At 38.1% G+C, this 25,081-nt stretch carries 19 protein-coding genes and 2 pseudogenes; 4 read left to right on the forward strand and 17 right to left on the reverse strand.

Annotated elements, in window-relative coordinates:
• Positions 1-22 precede the first annotated feature (22 nt).
• Together HHO41_RS09280 and acnA are read right to left on the reverse strand one after the other, a co-directional pair.
• Positions 23-532, reverse strand: coding sequence for a peroxiredoxin family protein (locus HHO41_RS09280; RefSeq protein ID WP_169097756.1), 510 nt, complete (start codon positions 530-532; stop codon positions 23-25).
• A gap of 170 nt (positions 533-702) precedes the next feature.
• Positions 703-3,441, reverse strand: a complete 2,739-nt coding sequence (gene acnA / locus HHO41_RS09285; RefSeq protein WP_169097758.1) for an aconitate hydratase AcnA — start codon at positions 3,439-3,441, stop codon at positions 703-705.
• Between the two features lie 328 nt (positions 3,442-3,769).
• Between acnA and sspO the strand changes: the two genes are divergently transcribed.
• Positions 3,770-3,919, forward strand: coding sequence for a small acid-soluble spore protein O (sspO, locus tag HHO41_RS09290; protein ID WP_169097760.1), 150 nt, complete (start codon positions 3,770-3,772; stop codon positions 3,917-3,919).
• 36 nt (positions 3,920-3,955) lie between these two features.
• On the opposite strand, the gene HHO41_RS09295 is transcribed toward sspO, so the two are convergent.
• A complete protein-coding gene (locus HHO41_RS09295; RefSeq protein ID WP_169097762.1) occupies positions 3,956-4,219 on the reverse strand; it encodes a hypothetical protein in 264 nt (87 codons plus the stop codon).
• 110 nt (positions 4,220-4,329) lie between these two features.
• Here HHO41_RS09295 and HHO41_RS09300 point away from each other — a divergent pair, with 110 nt between their 5' ends.
• Positions 4,330-4,473, forward strand: coding sequence for a small acid-soluble spore protein P (locus HHO41_RS09300; protein ID WP_169097765.1), 144 nt, complete (start codon positions 4,330-4,332; stop codon positions 4,471-4,473).
• 238 nt (positions 4,474-4,711) lie between these two features.
• On the opposite strand, the gene selA is transcribed toward HHO41_RS09300, so the two are convergent.
• Positions 4,712-6,121 (reverse strand): L-seryl-tRNA(Sec) selenium transferase, encoded by a 1,410-nt coding sequence (gene selA, locus HHO41_RS09305; protein WP_169097767.1) that lies wholly within the window; start codon positions 6,119-6,121, stop codon positions 4,712-4,714.
• Positions 6,122-6,268: 147 nt separating this feature from the next.
• Positions 6,269-6,451, reverse strand: a pseudogene (locus HHO41_RS09310) (Rdx family protein); the annotation flags it as partial.
• A gap of 195 nt (positions 6,452-6,646) precedes the next feature.
• On the opposite strand from HHO41_RS09310, the gene selD reads away from it, so the two are divergent.
• Positions 6,647-7,699 (forward strand): selenide, water dikinase SelD, encoded by a 1,053-nt coding sequence (gene selD / locus HHO41_RS09315; RefSeq protein WP_169097769.1) that lies wholly within the window; start codon positions 6,647-6,649, stop codon positions 7,697-7,699.
• An 85-nt stretch (positions 7,700-7,784) separates the two neighbouring features.
• On the opposite strand, the gene HHO41_RS09320 is transcribed toward selD, so the two are convergent.
• From HHO41_RS09320 to HHO41_RS09375, 12 genes and pseudogenes are all read right to left on the reverse strand, one after another.
• Positions 7,785-8,459, reverse strand: coding sequence for a PspA/IM30 family protein (locus HHO41_RS09320; protein ID WP_169097771.1), 675 nt, complete (start codon positions 8,457-8,459; stop codon positions 7,785-7,787).
• Between the two features lie 200 nt (positions 8,460-8,659).
• Positions 8,660-8,926 (reverse strand): annotated as a pseudogene (locus tag HHO41_RS22725) (PspA/IM30 family protein); the annotation flags it as partial.
• Positions 8,927-8,928: 2 nt separating this feature from the next.
• Complete coding sequence (locus HHO41_RS09330; RefSeq protein ID WP_169097775.1) at positions 8,929-9,459, reverse strand: hypothetical protein; 531 nt, start codon at positions 9,457-9,459, stop codon at positions 8,929-8,931.
• 147 nt (positions 9,460-9,606) lie between these two features.
• Entirely contained in the window at positions 9,607-10,839 is a 1,233-nt protein-coding gene (locus HHO41_RS09335) for a S1C family serine protease (protein ID WP_169097776.1), read from the reverse strand.
• A gap of 721 nt (positions 10,840-11,560) precedes the next feature.
• The gene (locus tag HHO41_RS09340) at positions 11,561-12,970 is read right to left on the reverse strand and encodes a sensor histidine kinase (protein WP_169097778.1); all 1,410 of its coding nucleotides are present in this window, start codon (positions 12,968-12,970) and stop codon (positions 11,561-11,563) included.
• Positions 12,960-13,670, reverse strand: a complete 711-nt coding sequence (locus tag HHO41_RS09345; protein ID WP_169097780.1) for a response regulator transcription factor — start codon at positions 13,668-13,670, stop codon at positions 12,960-12,962. Before HHO41_RS09345 ends, HHO41_RS09340 begins: the two co-directional genes overlap by 11 nt.
• 279 nt (positions 13,671-13,949) lie before the next feature.
• Entirely contained in the window at positions 13,950-14,411 is a 462-nt protein-coding gene (locus HHO41_RS09350) for a hypothetical protein (RefSeq protein WP_169097782.1), read from the reverse strand.
• Between the two features lie 83 nt (positions 14,412-14,494).
• Positions 14,495-15,376, reverse strand: a complete 882-nt coding sequence (locus HHO41_RS09355; protein WP_211171099.1) for a peptidylprolyl isomerase — start codon at positions 15,374-15,376, stop codon at positions 14,495-14,497.
• Between the two features lie 149 nt (positions 15,377-15,525).
• Positions 15,526-16,485 (reverse strand): L-threonine 3-dehydrogenase, encoded by a 960-nt coding sequence (locus HHO41_RS09360; RefSeq protein WP_169097784.1) that lies wholly within the window; start codon positions 16,483-16,485, stop codon positions 15,526-15,528.
• A gap of 56 nt (positions 16,486-16,541) precedes the next feature.
• A complete protein-coding gene (locus HHO41_RS09365) occupies positions 16,542-17,732 on the reverse strand; it encodes a glycine C-acetyltransferase (protein WP_169097786.1) in 1,191 nt (396 codons plus the stop codon).
• 251 nt (positions 17,733-17,983) lie between these two features.
• A complete protein-coding gene (locus HHO41_RS09370) occupies positions 17,984-19,105 on the reverse strand; it encodes a phosphatidylglycerol lysyltransferase domain-containing protein (RefSeq protein WP_169097788.1) in 1,122 nt (373 codons plus the stop codon).
• Between the two features lie 365 nt (positions 19,106-19,470).
• Positions 19,471-22,923 (reverse strand): hypothetical protein, encoded by a 3,453-nt coding sequence (locus HHO41_RS09375; protein ID WP_169097790.1) that lies wholly within the window; start codon positions 22,921-22,923, stop codon positions 19,471-19,473.
• Between the two features lie 335 nt (positions 22,924-23,258).
• Here HHO41_RS09375 and HHO41_RS09380 point away from each other — a divergent pair, with 335 nt between their 5' ends.
• Positions 23,259-25,052, forward strand: coding sequence for a TIGR04190 family B12-binding domain/radical SAM domain protein (locus HHO41_RS09380; RefSeq protein WP_169097792.1), 1,794 nt, complete (start codon positions 23,259-23,261; stop codon positions 25,050-25,052).
• The last annotated feature ends 29 nt before the right edge of the window (positions 25,053-25,081 follow it).

A 25,081-nucleotide genomic window follows, 5' to 3' on the forward strand; every position in this document is an offset into this window, starting at 1 on the left:
ATATCATGGTTAGCTTTAAGAGTTATTTAGTGTTTTTTTCCATATCTTCGAGTTTCATCGAGCCATTAATTTTTTGTTTAATAACACCCTTCTCATCAATAAAGAATGTGGTTGGAATAGAAACAATTCCGTAGTCGCGATTCACTTCATTTTTTTCATCTAACAGAATCGGAAAAGTGATACCGTATTCTTTTGCAAAACCTTCAACATCGTTTGTAGTATCCATATTAACTGCTAATATTTCAACACGATCTTTATTTCCTTCATAAAACTTCTCCATATCTGGCATTTCAGCTTTACATGGCGGACACCAAGTTGCCCAAAAGTTTAACATGACTTTTTTGCCTTTATAATCAGATAACTTAACTGTATCTCCGGCTAAGGTTTTAAGTTCAAAATCGGGCGGTGTATTGCCAATTTCAAAACCAACCTCTTTCCCTGAATTATCTTGGTCGTCTTTCCCCATTGCCTGTACCATTGCTACAGCAAATAAGGCTACAATGACGACTGCAGCAATTACTTTTTTAATCATGCTGCGCCTCCTCTAAATTATTACTATTGAAAATATTTTAACCTAAAAAACTTAATATAACAAAGCCGTTTACCTATTTAAATGTGACAAATTAACGAAATACCTATACGGGTATTAATTTATCCCAAAAAAAAGCACCCGATAACTAATTATCGGGTGCCTTTTAACGATTAGTTAGCTTTAGCAGCTTTAACTTTTTCGCGTAATACCATTTGAAGGATACCACCATGACGGTAGTAGTCGATCTCAACTTCTGAGTCGAAACGAACAAGAACTTCGAATTCTTTCTTGTTGCCAGCTTCGTCAGTTGCTGTAACTTTTACCATATCACGAGGTCTAACATTTTCATCAACTTGAACTTCGATTGTTTCTTTACCAGTTAAGCCAAGTGTTTCAGCGCTTTCGCCAGCTTTGAACTGAAGCGGAAGAACTCCCATTAACACTAGGTTTGAACGGTGGATACGCTCGAAGCTTTGAGCGATAACAGTCTTGATACCTAATAGGTTAGTACCTTTAGCAGCCCAGTCACGAGAAGAACCCATACCGTAATCGTTACCAGCAAGGATTGCAAGACCAGTTCCGTTTTCTTTGTACTTCATGCAAGCATCAAAGATTGCCATTACTTCACCAGTTGGCCAGTAAGTTGTTAATCCACCTTCAGTACCAGGAGCAATCTGGTTACGGATACGGATGTTAGCGAATGTACCTCTCATCATAACTTCGTGGTTACCACGGCGAGAACCATAAGAGTTGAAGTCACGTGGAGAAACGCCTTTTTCAGTCAAGTATTTACCTGCTGGAGTATCTTTACCAATTGAACCAGCTGGTGAAATGTGGTCAGTTGTTACTGAATCACCGAATTTACCAACTACACGTAAGCCAGTTAAAGGTTTAACTTCATCTGGATCAGCTTTTAAGCCTTCGAAGAATGGAGGATTCGCAATGTAAGTTGAATCCGCATCCCAAGTGTATAATGGCTCATTGCTAGTTTTGATTTCGTTCCAACGAGCGTTGTCGCCAAATACGTTTTCGTATTCTTTACGGAATAATTCAGGTGTAACAGTTTGTTTAACAACTTCGTTAACTTCTGCTGTTGTTGGCCAAATGTCTTTAAAGAATACATCGTTGCCATCTTTATCTTTACCAAGTGAATCGTTTTGAAGATCGATATTTACGTTACCAGCAAGTGCATATGCCACAACAAGTGGTGGAGATGCTAGGTAGTTACCTTTTACTAGTGGGTGAATACGCCCTTCAAAGTTACGGTTACCAGAAAGAACAGAAGTTACTAATAAGTCGCTATCTGCAACAGCTTTTTCGATTTCGTCTTTTAATGGACCAGAGTTACCGATACAAGTAGTACATCCGTAACCAACTGTGTTGAAACCTAATTGCTCAAGGTATGGAAGTAAGCCAGAATCACGAAGGTATCCAGTTACAACTTTAGAACCAGGAGCTAATGAAGTTTTAACGAATTTAGGAACCTCTAGACCTAATTCAACTGCCTTTTTAGCAACTAAACCAGCCCCTACAAGTACGTATGGGTTAGAAGTGTTAGTACAGCTAGTGATTGCAGCGATTGCGATAGCACCAGTTTTCATTACAGTTTCGTCACCATTGTTAAACTTAACAGTGATTTCTCTGTCAAGTTCAGCTTCAGTCAAACCGAAACCTTGGTTGCCTTGTGGAGCACTGATTTGGTTAACAAAAGTTTCTTTCATTTGAGAAAGAGGAATTAAATCTTGTGGACGCTTAGGACCAGAAAGATTAGCCTCAATCGCAGAAAGATCGATTTCAACAACTTTAGTATATACAGGCTCATCACTTGGATCTAAGAATAAGCCGTTTTCTTTACAATATTTTTCTACAACTTTAACTGCTTCTTCGTCACGACCAGTTAATTGTAGGTATGCTAATGATTCACCATCGATCGGGAAGAATCCACATGTTGCGCCGTATTCTGGAGCCATGTTAGCAACAGTTGCACGGTCAGCTAATGGTAATGAAGAAACGCCAGGTCCGAAGAACTCAACGAATTTATTTACCACGCCAGCGCCACGTAGAACTTGAGTAACTTTTAATGCTAAGTCAGTTGCAGTAGCTCCGTTTGGAAGCTCACCAACTAATTTAACACCAATAACTTCTGGTACTGGGAAGTATGAAGGTTGTCCAAGCATTCCAGCTTCTGCTTCAATACCACCAACACCCCAACCAAGAACGCCGATACCGTTGATCATAGTTGTATGAGAGTCCGTACCAACTAATGTATCTGGGTATGCTTCTAATTCGCCGTCTTCTGTAGTTGCAACATGTACAACATCAGCAAGATATTCAAGGTTAACTTGGTGAACGATACCAGTTGCAGGTGGAACTGCACGATAGTTATCAAATGCTTTTTGAGCCCAGCTTAAGAATTGATAACGCTCAGCGTTACGTTCAAATTCTAATTCCATGTTAGCTTCTAAAGCAGTTTGTGAACCGTAGTTGTCAACTTGTACAGAGTGGTCGATAACTAGGTCAACCGTTTTTTCAGGGTTAATCGCATCAGGATTTCCGCCCATATCAGCCATTGCCTTACGAAGAGATGCAAGGTCAACTACTGCAGGTACCCCAGTGAAGTCTTGAAGGATTACACGTGAAGGCTTGAAAGGTACGTCGATTTCCTTAACTTCGCTAGTACCCCATTTAGCAAGGTTTTCAACGTGTTCTTTTGTGATAACGCGTCCGTCATATTGACGTAACACAGATTCAAGCAACACTTTGATTGAGTATGGTAATCTTGAAATGTTACCAAGACCTGCATCTTCAAGTGCGCTTAATCGATAATAGTTGTACTTTTTGCCGTTCAGTTCAAATGATGTACGTGATTGGAATACATCATTTTTTGCTAAAACATCATTTTTTGACATATGTATTACCCCCTATTCGTATTCAATTATACCAAAACAAGGTTAATTGTCGAAAAGTTTGAATTTTCACCCATCCGAACTTTTCTCGCAATTCCAATTTTAATACATTGCGCGTTATAAGTAAATAACAAGAAAGTTATTGCTTTATATAAGTTTTTCTTATTGTATTGAAGATAATTAACATTAAAATCGATAAAAACTTGATAATTTATGATGGTATAGATGCTCACTCCATCGATTGTTATACGAAAACATTATTTTTATATAATATAATAACTTCTGAATGACATTTATTGTAAAGGAAAAACTACCATGGGAGGTGAAAATATTGTCAAAGCGTAAAGCAAACCATGTCATACCGGGTATGAATGCCGCTAAATCGCAAGGAATGGGCGTCGGTTATAACGAAGAATTTGCCAATGAACCTTTAACAGAAAAACAAAAGTTGAATAATAAAAAAAGGAAGAAGAACCAATAACATAACAAAGCGGCCACTCATGTGACCGCTTTTCGTTTAATTATCTGGTAAATTCACTTCGTGGATAATGGTTTCCAAATCGGAACGGAACCGCTCGAGTTGTGCCCGCTGATGATCTGATGCAACCTCTAGTGCATTTTCAATTTGCTGATATGCTTCATTAACTTCGTTTTTGAGATGCTTCAACTGATGACCGTAGCTAGCTCCATCCTGAACGATTTCAGTATATAATCCTTGCACATCTTCTATTCCCTGCTGTGCTGCCTGAAACGCTTGTTGTTTGTTCTTATGATAAGGCATGCATTATTTCACTCCTATTTCAAGGTTACCGTTAAATTGTGCAATTTTTAAAAGAAATATTCAGTATAATCATTAGACGAATTCACACCCTATATTTAGGAGGGATGAATATGAACAAAAATGATGGTAAAGATATGCGCAGAAATGCTCCAAAAAGTGGTAACAGTGGACAACCAGAGCCATTAAGTGGTTCACATAAAGTAAAAAATCGCAACCATACCAGACAAAAACATAATCAGCATCATGACATGTAACATCGGGTAGGTACGATAATTGAATGGTGTTTTTGAGGTCTTCGTTACCCCTAGCATGCTATTGTGGTAACTAGGGGTTACGATTAAACTCTTTTCGTTACCCCTAAGATGATTAATATCAAGTTTGAGGGTACGATTAGCTTGTATTTGTAACCCCTGGGATGATTATTTTCGAGTTAGGGGGTACGATTGGCAAAACCAAATTCGCCAATATAAAAGAAAAAAGGTTGCAATGGCGTTATTCGCCATTTGCAACCTTTGATAAAGCAATCAAGATTAACTCCGCTTCTTCTTCGGTAACCGTTCTTAAGTCGAGCTGTATTTCTTCATTTTGAATTCGAACAATGATCGCTGGTTCGTGTTCGGTTCGCAATTTTCTCGCTAACTGCTCGGCAGTGAAATCACGATGTTTCAGGGCAACTACGTAAGTTGGCAGTGCAACATCCGGCATTGTTCCGCCTCCAACCTGACTAGTTCCTTCTATTATTTTACTTTGATAGGATTTAGGGATTTGATCGACGAAGTGCATTGCTTTTTCTTGAATATCTTCTTTAGAAACCAGCAAATCACGAATCGTCGGGATATTGCGTAGTTCGTTACCACCTTTAACATAATCTATTAAAGTACCCTCTAGTGCTGCTAAAGTCATCTTATCAACACGAAGGACGCGAGCGAGTTGATGTTTCTTTAATTTATCAATTAGGGATTTTTTCCCGGCAATGATACCGGCTTGTGGACCCCCAAGCAACTTGTCTCCGCTAAACGAGACAATGTCAGCGCCTGTTTGCAAAACTTCACCGACGACTGGCTCATCACCAATTCCGTATTTTTGAAAATCAAATAACACACCGCTACCAAGGTCTTCATAAAAAATGACATGATCATGTTTATAGGCTAAATTAACTAATTCCTTCGTATCCACCGATTTGGTAAAGCCAATCGTTTTAAAATTACTCGTATGTACCTTTAAAAGCATCGCTGTATGTTCGTTAATCGCATTTTCATAATCATATAAATGCGTTTTGTTTGTCGTCCCCACCTCAATTAACTTTGCACCGCTTTCTTCCATTATCGATGAAATTCGAAACGAGCCGCCAATTTCGACTAATTGGCCTCGGGATACGATTACTTCTTTTTCAAAAGCAAGGGCTCTAAGAACAAGGTAAACTGCTGCAGCGTTATTGTTAACAACCATAGCAGCCTCGGCACCTGTGATTTCTTTGATTAATGTCTCTACATGAATGTGACGAGACCCTCTTTCTCCCTCTTCTATTTTATATTCTAAGTTTGAATAATTTTGGGCAGCATTAGCAACATGGGCTGCCGCTTGATCGCTCAATCTAGCTCGACCAAGATTTGTATGTAAAATTGTACCAGTAGCGTTTATGACCCGCTTTAAAGTATAACTTATTCTAGTTTTTACTTGCGCTTCAGCACGCTTGAAGATTTCTGCTAAAAACTGCTCAGTTCCAGGGGCTGAACCGTTCCAACTGGCGTTTAATATTTCTTCTCTGATGCTATCAAGTGTTTGCTTCATCATTCCAGTTACATAATCTGTCGTAAGGCCGTACTCCGATTCGATATGGACAAACCGTGAATCCTTTTGCAGCTCATGAACAGGAGGTAATGATCGTAATAAATGTTTCAATTAATCCCCTCCAAGAAAAGATACAATAGCTATTATACCAATATTTCCACCATTTAAAAAATCAAGATAGAGTTGTCACACATATTTCTAAATTAACAGATATGAAAAAAGACTGATTTCTCATCAAAATCAGTCTGTACAATCAAGTTAACCATTCATTTTTTCTATTAAATCATTGGAACGCGGGAATCTTCCTGTTTCCTTTTTGGAATAGATCTTTTCATCGTTTACGGTAACTTCAAAGATCCCACCAGAAGCTGGTACAAGTTCCATTTTTTCAATTTGACCTCGGAAATGAGTAAATAAGTCTTCTGCGACACTCGCAGCTTTTGGAGCATAGTTTCACATCATGCAAAATTCAATTTTTACAACATAGTTCTTCATCAATCTTTCTCCTCTTCCAAAAAATTAAGCATATGGTATCGTCATTGTAGTATAAATCTGTTTCAACTAGCAAACCATCTGTTTTAATTATGTGCGAGAATGGATAAATAAAGGTATACTATTCAATGGAGGTGGAACTACATGAGTGAACAAGAAAAAATTCGCCTAACTTCATTATCTTCGAAAGCTGGCTGAGGCTGCAAAATTGGTCCTGAGGACTTGGCGCAAGTTTTGCGCCTATTGCCTGAGCAAGCTCCTGTCCCTGAGTTATTAGTTGGGCACGAAACGAGCGATGATGCCGGTGTATTCCAATTAACAGATTCGATTGCGTTAATTCAAACGCTTGATTATTTTACGCCGATTGTCGATGATCCATATAAATTTGGACAAATTGCCGCTGCCAATGCCTTAAGTGATGTATACGCAATGGGCGGTAAGCCAAAAACTGTTTTAAACATTGTTGGTTATCCGGTTAAAAAGCTTGGCCCGGATATACTTGCAGAAATTTTGCGCGGTGCTGCTGATAAAGTAAAAGAAAGTGGAGCTGTCACTGTTGGAGGACATTCCATCGACGATCAAGAGCCGAAATTCGGCTTATCCGTAACAGGAATCGTCCATCCTGATAAAATATGGAAAAATGTTGGTGCAAAACCTGGAAACGTCTTGGTAATTACCAAACCTATTGGTGTCGGGATTATTACCACTGGAATAAAACGAAGTGCTGTCACTCTTGAGCAGGAAGAAATCGTTACTGAAACGATGGCGATGTTAAACAAGACTGCTGCAGAAGCACTCGAAGATTTTCATCCAACGGCCGTTACCGATGTTACAGGATTTGGATTGCTAGGTCATGGCAGTGAAATGGCAAGAGGCAGTAATGTTAGCTTAGAAATTCAACTGTCAAAGGTTCCTGTCCTTGAAGGTACTTTCGCACTCGCCAAAAGCGGTGTCGTCCCTGGAGGTTCAAAAGCTAATCATAAGTGGCTTGAGAACGATGTGAATTACGAGGATATTACATTAGATGAACAACTAGTCCTTTGTGATGCGATAACATCTGGTGGATTGCTCGTTGCGATTGATGAAGCTGAAGCCGCAGCATATATCGAAGCGCTTCATAAACGTGGACATGCCATTGCAGAAATCATCGGTGTCGTCAAAGAAAAACAAGACAAATTGATTTATGTTAGACGGTAAACTGATGTTACCATTGCATTTATTACCTATCTAACATAAAAATCCCCTTTGCATAATTCAAGTTGCAATGGGGATTTTTATGTTTTTATACTATTTCCTGCTGGGATTGTTGTTTAAGCCGATCTAATTCCTTTTGAACCTCATCTTGAAGGATTTTATCCAAGAAAATCGCTTCTTGTGGCCGCTTCATTTCTGTAATGGACTGCGCAACCGTTGCTTTCGCCTCAAGATTTAATATTTGCTCTTCCATCCGTGAAAAACCTTTTACTGCATTTTGTGGTGAGAATGATACTAAGGTTTGGTTAACATGTTGTGTTGCTTGAGCAGCATTCGCGCGGGCAATTAACGCAAGCTTTTTCTGCAGTAATTGCTCGTAAGTATCTTGTAATTGTTTTACTTGTGCATACAGACTAGTCGTTTGTTGCTTAATGGTTTCATATGCTGCCTTTGTTTGAATGAGTTTATTCTCATTCGTAATTTTATCTTGTAGTGCTAATTTAGCAATTTCTTCCTCGTTGCGTGTAACTGCAAGTTGAGCTTGGCGTGTTCGCTTCTCAATTACACTTTCAGACTCCGCAATAAGCAATTCGTATTTCTTTTCAATAAATAACTGGCTAGATAATGCCTGTTCTGCTTTTTCGATTTCACCTTCTAAGTCCCGTAAGTATTGCTTCAGCATACTTACCGGATCCTCCATTTTATCAATGGCATTGTTGATATCAGCAAGAGCGATTCCTTTTATTCTTTTAAAAATACCCATTCTTATTTATCCTCCTTATTAATTGTCCGTTCCCATTCATCTAGGAAGTCTAGCTTTTGCGTTGACACAGACACATATTCATTTGAAACATCTATCGAAACATCTGCATTTTCTCGAGATTTATACCAGTAATAACCACCAATCACGATAAACAATAGCGCAAGCCAGTTAGGGAACAGCATCAAAAGTCCAATGAAAACTAGTTTAGCAATTTCTTCCTCGTTGCGTGTAACTGCAAGTTGAGCTTGGCGTGTTCGCTTCTCAATTACACTTTCAGACTCCGCAATAAGCAATTCGTATTTCTTTTCAATAAATAACTGGCTAGATAATGCCTGTTCTGCTTTTTCGATTTCACCTTCTAAGTCCCGTAAGTATTGCTTCAGCATACTTACCGGATCCTCCATTTTATCAATGGCATTGTTGATATCAGCAAGAGCGATTCCTTTTATTCTTTTAAAAATACCCATTCTTATTTATCCTCCTTATTAATTGTCCGTTCCCATTCATCTAGGAAGTCTAGCTTTTGCGTTGACACAGACACATATTCATTTGAAACATCTATCGAAACATCTGCATTTTCTCGAGATTTATACCAGTAATAACCACCAATCACGATAAACAATAGCGCAAGCCAGTTAGGGAACAGCATCAAAAGTCCAATGAAAACTAGTAATGCACCAATCCCCTTCACCAATGTTTTTTTGTTTGCGAATTTGAAGAGGGCAATTCCGGCAATGATGATACCTAAGTCAAGTAAAAATGGTAAGAACGAGCCTGGGTGATGAGCTTGATAACCTCCCATTCGCTGCTGCATGACCATTGTGTGGTGCGGTCCGTCGAAATGATTGTAACCTGCACTATTTGCAAAGTTGTGGATTACGACCTGCTGGCCTACTTGACTTGTTCCTTGTCCAAGGTGAAAGAAAACCATCTTTGAAAATTGGAATACAATAAATAGCGCTACTACCATTCCAATCAACCATATCAATCTTTTTTTCATTCAGTTCACCTCCTTTCAAATGAATCGATGCTTGAATCTCGCATTCTATTTGCCGATTACCCGATCTTATTAGCCGATTTCGGGGTTCTATTTGCCGATTTTGCCCTTTTATTTGCCGATTCCACCAATTCGACACATTTCCACTTACTATTCAGTTAACGAAACGGTAATTGTTTCGGTTTTTCCGTCGCGGTATACGCCAATCTTCACCTTATCACCGGCTTTCAATTCGGTGTATAAAATCTTCCGTAAATCGCTCGCCCCTTCGATGTCTTTACCATTGAATGAAACAATTACATCCTGGACCTTGAGTCCCGCTTTACTTGCGGCGGAATTCGCATCCATATTCGTCACCATTGTTCCTTTGGTAATCTTCTCAGGAAGGTCCTGCAGATATTGCGCCGGAATTTGCTCAAGGTCTGCCAAGCTAACACCTAAATATGGTCGTGTGATTTTACCGTTTGTAATCAACTCATTTACAATCGGAATAACATCATTACTTGGGATTGCAAAACCTAAACCTTCAACACCGCTTTCGGAGATTTTTAAACTATTGATTCCGATGACTTGACCTGACGTATTCAATAGAGCCCCTCCGCTGTTGCCTGGATTGATTGCTGCATCTGTTTGGATTACATCCAAATCCCATTCTCCACTTGAAGTTGATACTGCCATAGAACGATCGACACCACTGACAATCCCTTGAGTTACCGTACCAGATAAATCAAGACCAAGTGGATTACCGATAGCGACAACTTGATCCCCGGCTCGAACCGTGCTAGAATCACCAAAACTTAAGACATTGCTAGCATATTTCGCATCAATTTCCAATACAGCCAAGTCTGTTAACGCATCCGCTCCGATTATTTTTGCTGATGTCTTTTGTCCATCGTCTAATGTAATCTCAACCTGACTCGCTCCTTCGATGACGTGATTATTGGTTACAACATAGGCTGAGTTTCCGACTATTTTAAAAATCACCCCTGAGCCTGTCCCACTTTCGACTGTCTGGTTCCCATTGGCAAATCGATTGTTTGTTTGTTGAATATTTGTTACTCCAACAATCGACTTCGATGCGGATTCAACCATATCAGCAAGTGACGAGAAGTTTGCCTGGCTACTTCCATTAGAAGCTTGTGCTGTAACTGCTGCTGTAGTAGTTTCCTTCGCAACCTCATCCTTTGCTTCAATCTTTGGAATCGATTGTGATAGATTTTCTAGATTTAACTTATTTAACACTGTTTCTGAATATGGACTTGCGATGAATGCTACGGTTAGCACAGATCCAATCATTCCTCCGGTTAATGTAGCTAGGAATTGCTTTCCCTTCGAACTTTTTTTCACAACTACTTGACGGTCCATTCCTTCATAATTTTCCATCCTACAACCCTCCATGTATTTAAACTGACAATTTTTGTGAATAATCAACATAATTTCATCTGATATCATCTTATCGATAAAATATGACCAACTTATTAACAAACTGGTAAGAGATGATTAAGAGATATGAAACAATTCATTACTGTTAACACCGGGAATGAACAATTGGGTTCAACTGTTACTCGCATATCATTTTTTAAAAAATTGGCTGTGTTAAATGTGTCCGTTGTTTTCCGTTCCAGGCGCTTCGCTTTCCGCGGGGCGGGCGGTGAGCCTCCTCGGCGCTAAAAGCGCCTGTGGGGTCTCACCTGTCCCGCTGCTCCCGCAGGAGTCTTCGCGCCTTCCACTCCAATCAACTATGCCAAAAAACAACATTCTGCTTTAACACAGCCCAAAAAATTAAACGAAAGGCTATGTTATTCTTCATAGTTGATTTTCCTGTAATTATGAGAATTCATAAGCGGAGAATTTCCGTCTACTGTAAAAGAAGGTGGCTCAAATAGCCCAAATAAGCGGAGAGATTCCGATTAACAGCTCAAAATAGAACAAAATAAATAGATTTAGATCAAATAAGCGGAAAAACTCCCCTTATTTTTAAGGAAATATAGGTATTTCCCAATTTAAACGGAATTTGTCCGCTTATTTTTCTATCAAATTGAAATCAACAATTAAACAAAAAAAGCACCCCCAAAAGGATGCTTGGCTTAGTAAACAGGATGATTTAAGAATGTTTAAGTGGGATTTTAATCGTGAATTTTGTACCTTCCCCTTCTATGCTTGTAACGGTTATTTCACCGTCGTGAAGCTGGACTAGCTGTTTGACAATTGACAAACCGAGACCGAACGCACCGTAAGGGTTATTTTTTCGAGATAGATCAGCTTTGTAAAAACGACGCCAGATTGCTTCGATTTCCTCAGCGCGGATTCCCACACCAGTGTCCTCAATTTCAATCACCGAATAATCGTTATTGTTATGGCCTCGTAGAGTAATCGTTCCATCGCTTGTAAATTGGATGCTGTTTTTAGCAATGTTGATTAATATTTGCGTTAATCGGTCATAATCGGCGAATACGGATGCAGTTTCGTCCGCATCAATTAAAATGTGGTTATTTTTTTCTTCAGCTTGAAACAGCAGGGTTTCTTTAATGATTTCGAGCAATTCGGTTAGCTGAATTTCCTCTTTGTTTAATTTAACCTGATTTGAACGGATTTTCTCATAATCCAAATTTTCGTTGACGAGGCGGATTAACCGTTTTGTTTCTTTGCTGACGAGACTGATGCCCTTCTCTTTGTCTTGTTCAGAAATCATTTTGTTACGCATTCCCTCAATTACACCACTAATCGTAGTTAACGGTGTCCGCATTTCATGTGAGACATCGGCCATAAATTGCCGGCGGCGATTCTCTAAGCTTTCAATCTCATCCATGGAGCTTTTTAATTTTGACACCATTTTATTAAAATCGTTTGCCAATTCGCCAATTTCATCAAATTCTGATGATGGTAATTGGACATCGTAGTTCCCAGCAGAAACCATCGACGTTGCATCGCGAATTCCTTGAATTCTCCTAACATGAAACTTAGAAAGGATCCAACTCAACAATAACGTGACTGTCAATGCAATACCAACTGTATAAAGCAAATACCGGTTAATTTCACTAATCATTTCCCGAGTACCACTTACAGGTGCTAGCAATAATATGCCGCCAACAAACCGACCTGACTGAAGATAAGGGACGGCCACCAACGAAACATCCTGATCATATCGAGTATCACGCTTAACGACAAGCTTTTCCCCGTTCGCGATTTGCTGCCATTCCCTTTTATCGAATTCAATCTCTGGTATTCTTCCCATAACAGGATAAACAACAATTCCTCGTTCATCGAATAAAATAAACGTTATATTTCTGGCTTTTAATACCGAGCTGTATTGGCCTAAAATCTGTTCACGGCCTACCGGAATTCGCTGAAACTGATGGAGAATGTTCTCACCGTAATTCGTTAATTCCTCTGCCTTGTTACGATAAACAAAGTTTTCAACTAAATTAGTAAAGACAAGACTGAGAATGAGAAAAGCTACAACGAGTATACTTAAATGGCTGATAAAGAGCTGATAAATATATTTAAGCCTCATCCTCTACCACCGATTCGTCGAACTTGTAGCCGACTCCCCATACCGTGTGCAGAAATGGTTGTTTGGCAGTACCAATTTTTGTCCGTAATCGCTTAATATGAACATCGACGGTACGTTCATCGCCATAATATTGGTAACCCCAAACGCGCTCGAGTAACTGCTCTCTAGAAAATACTTGGCGGGGATGCTCGATAAAATAATAAAGCAATTCAAATTCCTTCGGTGTTAAATTTGAGATTAGCTCACCATTTAAGAAGACTTCCCGTGTTTCTTTGCTGATTTTAAACATTTGCGTCTCAAGAAAATGATTGAGCTGATCCTCGTCATTTTTCTGGACGGCCCCAACTCGTCTAGAAACTGCCTTTATCCGTGCCATTAAAGCAAGCGGACTAAATGGCTTTGTAACATAATCATCGGCGCCCATTTCGAGCCCTAATACCTGATCTGATTCTGAATCTTTAGCCGTTAGCATAATGATTGGAATGGATTTATCTTCTTCACGAATCTTGCGGCAAATGGTCACTCCATCCATATTAGGGAGCATCCAATCAACGATTAACAAATCCCATACTCCGTCTTTATAGCGTTGAAAGCCTTCGCGACCATCATTGACAAATTCGCCCTGGATTCCTTCCTTTAAGAAAAACATCTCAACCATCGAACAAACGCTCTCATTATCTTCTATCATTAAAATTTTCATAAAAAACACCTGCCTGTTTTAGTACATACGATTCATTTAAATATAAAATTCAGTTTAGCCTAAAAAATGTTTGAAAACCAAAAATACTTCTAAATTCAAGGTAAAACGAATTACTAGAACGTTCAACCGTTTTTTTGCTTTATCCCAAAAGTTTAATCTTGCAGAAATAGTTTGTTAATAATTTGTTCATTTACGTTGGAAAAATTGGAATATTTTGGTACAACGAAGGATAAACCCATATAAAAAGGGATGAGCCATGTCATCCCTAATTTTCTGAAGCTATTCGCTAGTTTTCTCAAAAGCTTCGCTAATTTTCCACCTGTCACTACTGCGGATTATTTCAAGGAGCGTATTTTCTCCATCATTATTTTTATAAAAAATATAGCCTTTATCATCGTGTAAATAGACAGCCGGGCGTCCATAACAGCCATTCTTACAACTCGTATACACGATATCAAGGAGAGATAGTGACGCGACATCTGTTTTACCACTATTGATTATATCATCAGTTGATTCTTCTTTAAAACCGTCTAAATTTACAGCAAAGCTATTCTTAACCTCATCAATAATGGGACGGTTTAGCTCATGAGCTGTTTGATCAATTTGCACGAAGGTGACAATATTTTTTTGGTATATCAGTTGCATATAACCGAACCGAATCAGGACAATTGCCATCAAACTAGTAAGAATGATATATATGAATCGAACACGAATTTTTGTCAGATTCTCTAATTCCCTCACCGACATCTCCCCTATGTTTTTTTACCAATATATGCTGAGGAGAATTACGATAGAATGGGGATGTCCAATATTCTCGAGCTGTTTTAATATTTTTTAATTTTCGCATCCTTCTTTGCATCTTCAAGCCATTTTGTATATTCGCTAGAAAGCTTTTCATCGGTTAGCGTCTCTTTGATTTCTTTTTTATGTTCCTCAAATTTAGCTTCCTGTGCTGCCTTTTTATCGATTACTTTAATGATGTGATAACCGTAATCCGTTTTAACTGGTGCACTAATTTCATTAACACCAAGCGTAAATGCCACCTCTTCAAATTCTGCAACCATATCACCTTTCGAAAAATAACCAAGATCACCACCGTTTTCCTTCGTGGTTGTATCAGTTGAATACTCCTTCGCAAGCTTTGCGAAATCTTCTCCATTGACAAGCTTCACCTTAATTTCGTTGGCCGTTGCTTCATCCTCTACTAAAATATGGCTTGCCTTCACTTGTTCAGATGTTGCAAACGAGTCTTTGTTATCTTCAAAATATTGTTTTATCTCTTCATCACTAACTTTAATACCAGGCTTTAGAATTTTTTCAGCTAAAAGATAGTTTTTAATATCTGCCCTAACCTGTGTTTCAGTCACACCACTGGACGCGATCGTTTGTTTAAACGCATCTTCGCCACCATAGGATTCTTGAAGCGCTTTGAATTCTTCATCAATTTCATTTTTAGATACTGATAAATCTTTTTTGGCAGCTGCCTGCTCAATTAATTTTTTCGAGATTAATGAATCTAATATATCATCACCATACGTATCGTTTAGGAGTTTATTTAGCTCTGTCTGCGAGATTTTTTCTCCATTTACCTCCGCTACTACATCCTTGTTTAAAATCGTTACACTTATCACGATAGCAGTGATAAGGACGAGTACTCCAATCGATGCGTATATGATACCTTTTCTAGTTTTCAATATTGCTAACATGGTTCATCTCCTTAATCGTTTTATAGCCCTATAAATATATCTTAGCGACACATTGTGAACATTCTATTAACAAACGATTAAAGGCATATGAAAAAAAGCTGATTACGTTTTCATAGAAAAAGAATCAGCTTTAGGCATAAAAATAACGATTAACTTGCGAGTGGAGATTTATCATGTCCTAACTGGGCCAGCATGTCTTCAGTCATAGCAGAGAGGCTATAATTTGCTTTAAAACCCCATTCTGCTTTTGCTGCTGATGCATCAAGTGAATTGGGCCAGCTTTCAGCGATTGCCTGCCTGATCGGATCTATTTTATAGGATAAAATAAAACCCGGAATATGCTTCTTAATCTCCGCAGCAATCTCCTCTGGGTCAAAACTCATCGCAGTTACATTATAAGAATTTCTATATTTAAGTTTTGTGGGGGCAGCCTCCATCAAATCGACAATTGCCTGCAATGCATCTGGCATATACATCATATCAAGATAGGTCCCCTTGTCTAAGTAACAGGTGTATTGGCCATTCGCTAATGCTTCATAATAAATTTCCACCGCATAATCCGTCGTTCCACCGCCTGGTGCAGTTTTATAGGAAATTAACCCTGGAAATCTCAAACCTCTTGTATCAACCCCGTGTTTTAGAAAATAATAATCACTTAACAGTTCCCCGGAAACTTTATTTATGCCATACATGGTGGTCGGACGCATGAAGGTGTCTTGAGGGGTTTGAACTTTTGGTGTAGACGGACCAAATGCACCAATCGAACTTGGCGTAAAAAACTGACATTTGCATTCCCTTGCTGTTTCCAGTGCATTGATTAAGCCTCCCATGTTTAAATTCCATGCCTGTAAAGGATTCTTTTCTGCTTTAGCCGATAGCAGTGCAGCCAAGTGAATAATTGTATCGACTTGATACTGCTTGACGATATTAGCCATTGCCATCCCATTTGTCACATCAAGTATCTCGAATGGACCGCTCTCTGTTGTTTCGGTGCCTGTACTGTTAATATCTGTTGCAATAACGTTAGCGTTTCCGTAAATATGTCTTAAAAAAGCGGTTAATTCCGTTCCAATTTGTCCTAGCGCTCCTGTAATCAATATTTTCTTCATCGCTGCTCCTCCGTTTGAAACTCTACTGAGCGTAGAGTCAGGATCCAATAGAGTTGCTAAATTAAGCCCATTTGCTTGCCAACCTTTTCATAAATGGCAATCGCTGAATCGAGCATTTCTTTCGTATGTGCTGCAGTCGGCATGTTACGAACTCGGCCGGTTCCTTTGGCAACCGTTGGAAAAACGATTGCTTTGGCGTATACGCCCGCTTCTATTAATCGCCGACTAAACTCTTGTGTCTGTACTTCATCACCAATGATACATGGTGTAATTGGTGTTTCACTTTTACCGATGTTAAAGCCTAATTCCTTTAAACCTTTTTTTAAATAGTAACCATTTTCCCATAAACGCTCATTAAGTTCTGAAGACTCCATTAATATACTTATGGCCTTTATGCAAGCTGCCGTGTCTTGAGGAGTCATTGCTGTCGAGAATAGAAACGGACGGCTGCGAACCTTCAGCCAATCTATCAATGCTTGTTTACCAGCAACATAGCCACCGATTACACCAATCGCTTTTGAAAGAGTACCTATCTGAAAATCGATTTTGTCTGATAGTCCAAAGTGTTTAACGGTACCCGCTCCTTTACCCAACACACCCGAACCGTGAGCATCATCTACATAGGTAATTAAATCGAACTCCTGGGCAATCTCGACGATTTCCGGAAGCTTTGCAATATCACCGTCCATTGAGAACACTCCATCAGTGATCACCATGATTTTGTTAAAACGTCCTGAATTTTTGGCCTGGATGGCTTGCTTCTTTAGGTCTTCCATATTGGAATGCTGATAACGGATAATTTTCGCTTTTGAAAGCCGACAGCCATCGATAATCGATGCATGATTTAGTTCATCAGAAAGAATGGCATCATTTTCGTCCATTACTGCCGAGATGGCTGCCATGTTGCAATTAAACCCTGACTGATAACTTATGGCTGCTTCGGTCTGTTTGAATTTGGCAAGTCTTTCTTCAAGAATCGCATGGAGAGTTAGCGTACCATTTATCGTCCGAACTGCCCCACTGCCTACTCCAAAAGTATTAATGGCATTGATTGCAGCATTTTTCAGGCGTTGGTCCGTCGCCAAACCCAGGTAATTATTCGATGAAAGATTAATCAGGCTTTTTCCGTTAATGGTAATCACTGAACCATTGGGACTTTCAAGCGGATCAATCACATTGTATAAGTTTTTTTGTTTCAGTTCCTGCAAATTATCCACTAAAAACGAATGCAATCTCTGACTAGTCATGTTTCAACCTCCCAATTTAGGTTCCGCACTACATGACACACACATTTGTACACCCTAAAAACACAGCGATAAAGCTTGTAACACTTAATATAACAAAGATTTCCTTACTCCCATTCTATTACACTCACTGTAAATGTGCACCCTTAACAGACAACATCCATCAAAAAATACCTATTAAAATTTGATGTAAACAAACTAAAAAGAGGTGAAATCCCCTCCGGAACTTCGCCTCTTTTCATATTTTCCGAAAATCAACTGGCACGTCGTAAGCCCCGTGCTAATTTAGCTTCAGCTTTCTTCGTATTATTCTGATGAATAAGGAAAATTAATTGCAAAAATAAAAATGGTAAAAATGATTTCTTATATACTAAATATCTAGATTCCCATTGTGGAGTGAACTTATTTTTATACTCATGTAATCCTTTAAACTTATAAAACGAATCTCCGTGTTCGAACACATATCGAGCGAGCTTTTCATATGTTGTCGCCTGTTTTGAAGTCCCAACATTGGCTAATGGAGACATTCCCATACTACACCAATCATAACCTTGTTCCTTACACCACTGGAAAATCGATAAAAACAAAAAATCCATTGTTCCATGAGGACAATCAGATGTATGTCTCATTAAGTCAACCGTAAATGTCTTTTTTTGTTTTTGCTTATCACATGCAAGTGATGCGAATGCAATCATTTTTCCGTCAGGATTTGTTAGAGTAGCAATCGGAAACCGTGAGAGATAATCCTTACAGAAAAACCCGACTGAATATCCCTTTTCTTTGCGTTCACCTAACCAACAATTAGAAATATCTTCGGCTGTCTCTAACAGTCCATGATTATGAGGCGGAAATGAAACTGCAAATTGATAACCATTTCGTTCAAATTTATTCTTCCTCGTCCGCAGCTTGGCTCCTTTTTTGCCAGCTAAGCTAAACTCATGCAAATTTAGTTTTGCCTCTTCCCCTAATTTAAACAGTCGATAATGAAAATTTCGGTAGAATAATAAGAACCGTTCTGATACTTGGTAATAAACTGGAGTCTTATTTAATTCTTTACAATATTTTTGAAATTCTTGAATTGCATCACGAATATACTCATCTTTTCCAATCGGGTCCCCTAGGACAATCGCTTTATTCCCAATCAATTGATAAACAAATAACACTTTATTGTTTTTAGTTCGATATACTTCTTTATCATTAAGGAAAGTCAAATGCGATACATGTGTCCCGCCATTATTTTCAATAAATGCCTGTACATCATCAAGGCTTTCTCCCAACCCAAATTTCCTGTGTGTTTTTAAAATTAATAATAGAATAAAAATTGATAAAATAAGTCCAACAAAAATGAGAACAAATTGTTCCATAAATTGTTCCATAGCACCCTCCCCGTCGCAATATCAAAAGCATAAAAATCATAACATAGAAAAAACGTTGCGCGATATTATTTTTTTAAACAATATTCGACGAATCTCGGTTCATTTCTATCATAAAATAACAATTTTTCCAAAGGGCTGTGTTAAAGGTGTGTGTAGATTTCCGTTACAGGCGCTTCGCTTTCCGCGGGGCGGGCGGTGAGCCTCCTCGGAGCTAAGGCTCCTGCGGGGTCTCACCTGTCCCGCTGCTCCCGCAGGAGTCTTCGCGCCTTCCACTCCAATCTACATTGTAAAAAACAACATTCTTTTTTAACACAGCCTTTCATATAAAAACGAGGCTGATAAACTCCGCTTCAGCCTCGCTTTGTTTAATCCCACTTTTTATACCACGATTGAACTTTTTCCTTAAATTTGGTCAGTCCGGTTATTTCTCCTTTGGCAAGTTTCTGCTTATTCCATTCATTAAAACTGGCAACAGTAATAAGAATTGAACCAGCAATAAGCATATATACCCACCAAGGCATATTCCCCCAAAACGGACGTGTTTGCAGCAATACATTTAATAATAGTACCCCTGATCCAACTAAGAAGAACGATTTCACCTTCCAATACATCCCGGCTAACATTGATAAGAGTGATAATGTCCCTAAAATAATGGCATCATAAATCGTCGAGCTAGCTAAGCCATCTTGAACGAGTGTTAATGAGACAAAAATTAAGATGATCCATTGAATTTTATTGGTAATGTGCTTATATTTTCCTTTTAAACTATATCGGAGGAATATGGTAACCGCAACTAAAGGAAGCACGAGTACTTCTCGTTCCAACAATAGTGGTATATCTACTTTTGCAATGGTTGCATAATAAGGTTCTAGCAAATAGATACCACTTAAAGCCTTCAGCCAAATTCTTAAGTGCGTAGGCACTCTTACTATTTGAAGCCAGAGAGCTAATGAGATGAGTATTCCAGGAATAGATACTGTGAATATTAAGTCAGTATTAAACAAATAGCCCGCTCCTAGGAACAAAAAAGCAATAATGGTATAGCCATCAATCTGTTTGACTATCCCCTTCTCATCCACCTCGCACAATTGTTGATAGGTAATCTTGCCTACTATTATCAAAACGAGGCCAATTACGCCTACCATCATCATTTTATATACATCCAGCATTGTTGCCTGGAGTAAATACTGCATGGTTGCTGAGAAGAACAGCAGCAAAGGGACAAACGTCATAATGTTCCAATTTATCAAGGTTAAATATGCAAGTAACCCCAACGAATAGCCAACGGTGACGATAAACAGTATAAGTGTAAACGGATAGATTCCGATAAAAGCAGCGATTCCAATGATAGAAAACGGTACGAGATAATATTTTGTACGATTTTTAAATTCCGGTGCAGCTACAAGCCAATATCCCATCATTACCAAGCTAGTAAATAAAAATGCATATTGCAGTTCAAGAGAAAAATGTAGATTTAACATACCCGTTACAATCCATAAAAATATCGAGGTAAAGCCGGAATATAAAAATGTTCTGATTTGCCATTCTTTCGTTGACAAATATGCACTTGCAAAATAAATTACAGCAGTAATGATGAAACTCCAAACAACCTTTTCTGCAAAAATGAAGAAACTGAATGCGAGTGCAAAAGGTAGATATAAATGTCCAATCCAAAATAGTCCCTTTGCTATTGCCTTATACTTACTTCTTATAAAATAACCAATAAGAAGAAGGATTGTTCCAGCCACTGTATTTTCAAAGTATATCAAACTCGTTGGCACACGAATTTGTAAATAAAGTGATTGCAACAACGCGAAATAGCTTATTAAACTCATAACCCCTATACAATATGGTAGCCATTGATATAACGTAACCCGGTAAAACGAAATATAGACAGCTATTCCACCAATGAGAATTGCTGGACGAACCCATTGCACATCAAGTGAAGTTGTCAATGCAAACAAAATTGCCATTGTGTAAAACAATTGTCCTATCATAAAAGAATTACTTGAGTTCTCCAATTTCTTCAGCTTTTTCCAGCAATAGTAAGATATAAAAGAAAAAACACTACCCCAAATGGCATTTATCGCTATACCAAAATTGATAAAATAAAAATCTGAAATCGAGCGAAGTTGTTCACTAAATGCTGATCCTGAGAGTGCCAATGATAGCGGTAGCAACCATTGAGCCGCTAAGATTACGATCCGCCGTTTCTCAATCTGAATGCAAATATAGAAAGCAACAGCTAGTAATAAAGAGATAAAACCTAATTGAAGCCATTTCTCATAAAACAAAGTCAATAAAATACCTAGCACCATGATTGCAAGACCTACATCACGTGAGCTCTGCTTGATCATATCAAGGTAGGAATATCTGAAGTAGTACCCTAATAAACCAAATAAAATAAAGCCAATCATAAATATCGGGAATGTTAACTCATCAAGTCCCATGACTTTGTTGGCTAAATTCACAAACTCAAACAGGGCGGAAGCTAAAAAGATGGGACTTAGGTAGCGAAATATCAGTGTCTTCATGCTGTTGGCCAAATAAACAAATTGAACTGACAACAATAAGTACGCTAAACAAATTGCTATAGAAGGAGCACCCTCATGCATATTAACAATAAAGGCCTCAAAACTTATATAGATATATGCGGCAACGGAAACGACAGAACTTGTTAATTGAAATATTTTTCTCCAGTAAACATCGTCATTAAGAAATCGTGGAACTGCTAAAAATCCAATCCCCACACAGACAAAAAGTACTGCAGCAAAGTTCGTTAGCAGCGAATGTTCAATTACCTGATAAGCACCATAAACAATCATTGTGCTAAAGACAAAATGATACTCTTTTTTTCCACTGACAAAAACCATACTAAGATAAACCACGGCAGTTAGTAATATATTGATGCCATTGACTAACTGATTCTCATAAAAAACTAATGTTAATAATGATGATATTACTAGCTGGATTTGCGCAAATGCTACTAGTTCATTTGTGAATAACTTGAGATTCTCTCGACCTTTCCATTTATGAAAGCCTATTACAGTTATTGCGTTATAAAGCATGAATCCCAAATAAAACCAATCTTGTCGCAATTGGAGTGAAGCAATTAAAAATGCCGCCCAAGCGGTAATAGTCAAATAAGAAAACCACACAAATAGACGTGATGAAAGCTTTTTGGCAATCGTAATATAAATCGGAATGAGTGGGATACAGCATAATAATCCAAAGATATATTTTCCCTCTCCGTTAAAAGACAAATACGTTCCAAGTAATTCAAACCAACCAATCGAAAGAAGGAAAATGGGTAAAAACAAGCTACCCAATACAATAAAGGCTAGGCCAGTTTTTTCAATTTTCAGTACACGCTTTGATAAATAGGATATCCCAAAAAACAGGAAGGAAATGAAGCCAATCAGGCTACTTTTCATCCAGTTTGTCATCACTGCCCAATTACTGGTTGCCACAAACAAACCACTGATAAGGAGTAAAATGACACCCAGGTTTAACGACCATGTAATATTTCTTTCCCTTATCTCCTCGCTTGTCAGTTTTTTCTTTTCTATCTTCTGTTTTGTTTGTACTTTCATTTTGATCAATCCATGTTGTGTGCGATCAGGTGGTGTAGTTGGTTGAATAGCTGTTTTTCGTTCTTTTGGCTTTATTTCCTCGTCAAATTGCAAATCACGATAATACTGGTGATGTGCTCTGGCAATATCGTTAAATTGTTTCCCGGAAATGTAATCTTCTTCTAATAATTGATGTAATTCCTCCAAAAACATCTTTTTTCGCTCATTTTTTAATGGTCCATCCAAGACCTTCACCCCCTCATCGTTTTTTTAAAATCGATTTCAAATTTTCCCTATGGTGTAATTTTACACTATTTGCAGAAAAATTCAATATATTCCAAAGTTATATCAATATTACATTTTATCAACCTTTTTTATAAAAATAATGACTAAAAATGCGAAATACATCACAGTTGGACAAGATTTCGAAACAGCTTTTCGAACGTTTCTTGTCCAATTTTTATAGATATAGATTTAATTTCCTTTTTTTAATACGATTATCACGTGATAGATGTGAATAACATCACAACAAATTTTTCTAATAAAACGAATGGTAAAAAAACTCATTGAGGTGACGATATATGAAATACGATTTAGTCCTATTACATGCTCCGAGTGTTTATGATTTCCGTGAGAATTCATTATTAGCTGGACCAATCAGTGATGTAGTACCATCCTCACCGGTATTCGAAATGTACCCGATTGGTTTAACTAGTATTGCAGATTATTTAGAAAGACATGGTTTAAAGGTAAAGATTATCAACATTGCTAACCGCATGCTGATGAATCCTAACTTTAATGTTGAAAAGAAATTAAAAGGAATAAAGGCTCATGCAATTGGAATTGATTTACACTGGTTGCCACATGCTCACGGTAGTATCGAACTTGCAAAGCTAACAAAAAAATTCCATCCTGAAACACCTATCATTTTTGGTGGCTTATCCGCAACATACTATCACAAGGATTTAATTAATGACTATCCTTTTATTGATTTCGTTATGCGCGGAGATTCAACCGAAAAATTAATGCTGATGCTTATTGAAGAAATCAAATATGGCAAAAAGCATTTTAATGATATCCCGAATTTATCATGGAGAGACGGAAATGGTGAAACTGTTTCTAACCCGCTAACGTATGTGCCAGATAGCTTAGATGAATTTGATGTTCCAGGTTATCGATATTCGATTAAATCGGTCTTTAAATACTTTAACTTCAAAGATCCACTTCCATATAACGGTTGGTTACAATATCCTAACACCGCAATCTTAACAGCACGTGGTTGTACACAAGGCTGCTTGATTTGCGGAGGATCAAAACTTTCCTACGAGCAAAACTGTAATCGCCCAGGTTTAGCATTACGTTCACCAGCCAAATTGGTCGAGGATATACAATTTATTCAACGCTTTAGCCGTGCTCCTATCTTTATTCTGCATGACATCCGTCAAGGCGGTAAAGAGTATGTAGATGAATTTTTAAGTCGGTTAAAACAAATTAACCTAAAAAATGAACTAGTCTTTGAATTGTTCCAATATGCTGATGAAGAATTCTTTAATAAGATTAACGACGCTGTACCAAAATATAGCATGGAGTTAACATTAGAAACACATGATGAAGGAATCAGACGATTTAACGGAAAATTCCGTTGTACCAACAAGAAAGTCATCGACACCTTAAACTTTGCATTAAAGCATGGCTGTGCGAAAATCGACCTGTTCTTCATGGTTGGTATTCCTGATCAGGATTATGCAAGTGCCTTAAAGAATATTGATTTTGTCGAAGAAATTCATAATGCATGTAATCAGGACCGCCGTCTCTCTTACTTTGTTGCTCCGCTTGCTCCATTCTTGGACCCAGCAAGCCCAGCGTTTGAGAATCCGGAGCTTTACGGTTATAAAAAATTCTGTAATTCACTTGAGGACCACCGTGAAGCCATTAAAGCTCCATCTTGGAAATACATGCTAAGTTATGAAACAAATAAGATGACTCGTGATGAAATTGTTAACTCAACCTATGAATCTGCTAGTTTATTAAACGACTTCAAGCTAAAATATAACTTAATCGATAAAACAACTTATGAAGATGTAAAGAGCAAAATTGCTGCTTCAATGAAGTATATTGCCCAAATCGATCACCTTATGACATTACCTGAAGCTGAAAAAACGGCCGAATTGGCAAAAATCAAAAAAGAAATTGAAGGTATCAATGAGTATAGTATTTGTGGTGAACATGAATTGAAATGGGAAGTTAAGAAGCATTATGCAGACTTCCTATCCCTAACTATCGTTGGTATGGAACTTTTATTTGAGGATATTACAGTTACCCTCAAAAAACAACTATCCTTTAAAACTCGCACTCAAGTAAAATTGGATAACTAATAATACCCCCCACTCCTTATGGTGTGGGG

It is taken from the genome of Bacillus sp. DNRA2, from assembly GCF_012843265.1.
Lineage (GTDB): Bacteria > Bacillota > Bacilli > Bacillales > Cytobacillaceae > Bacillus_BU.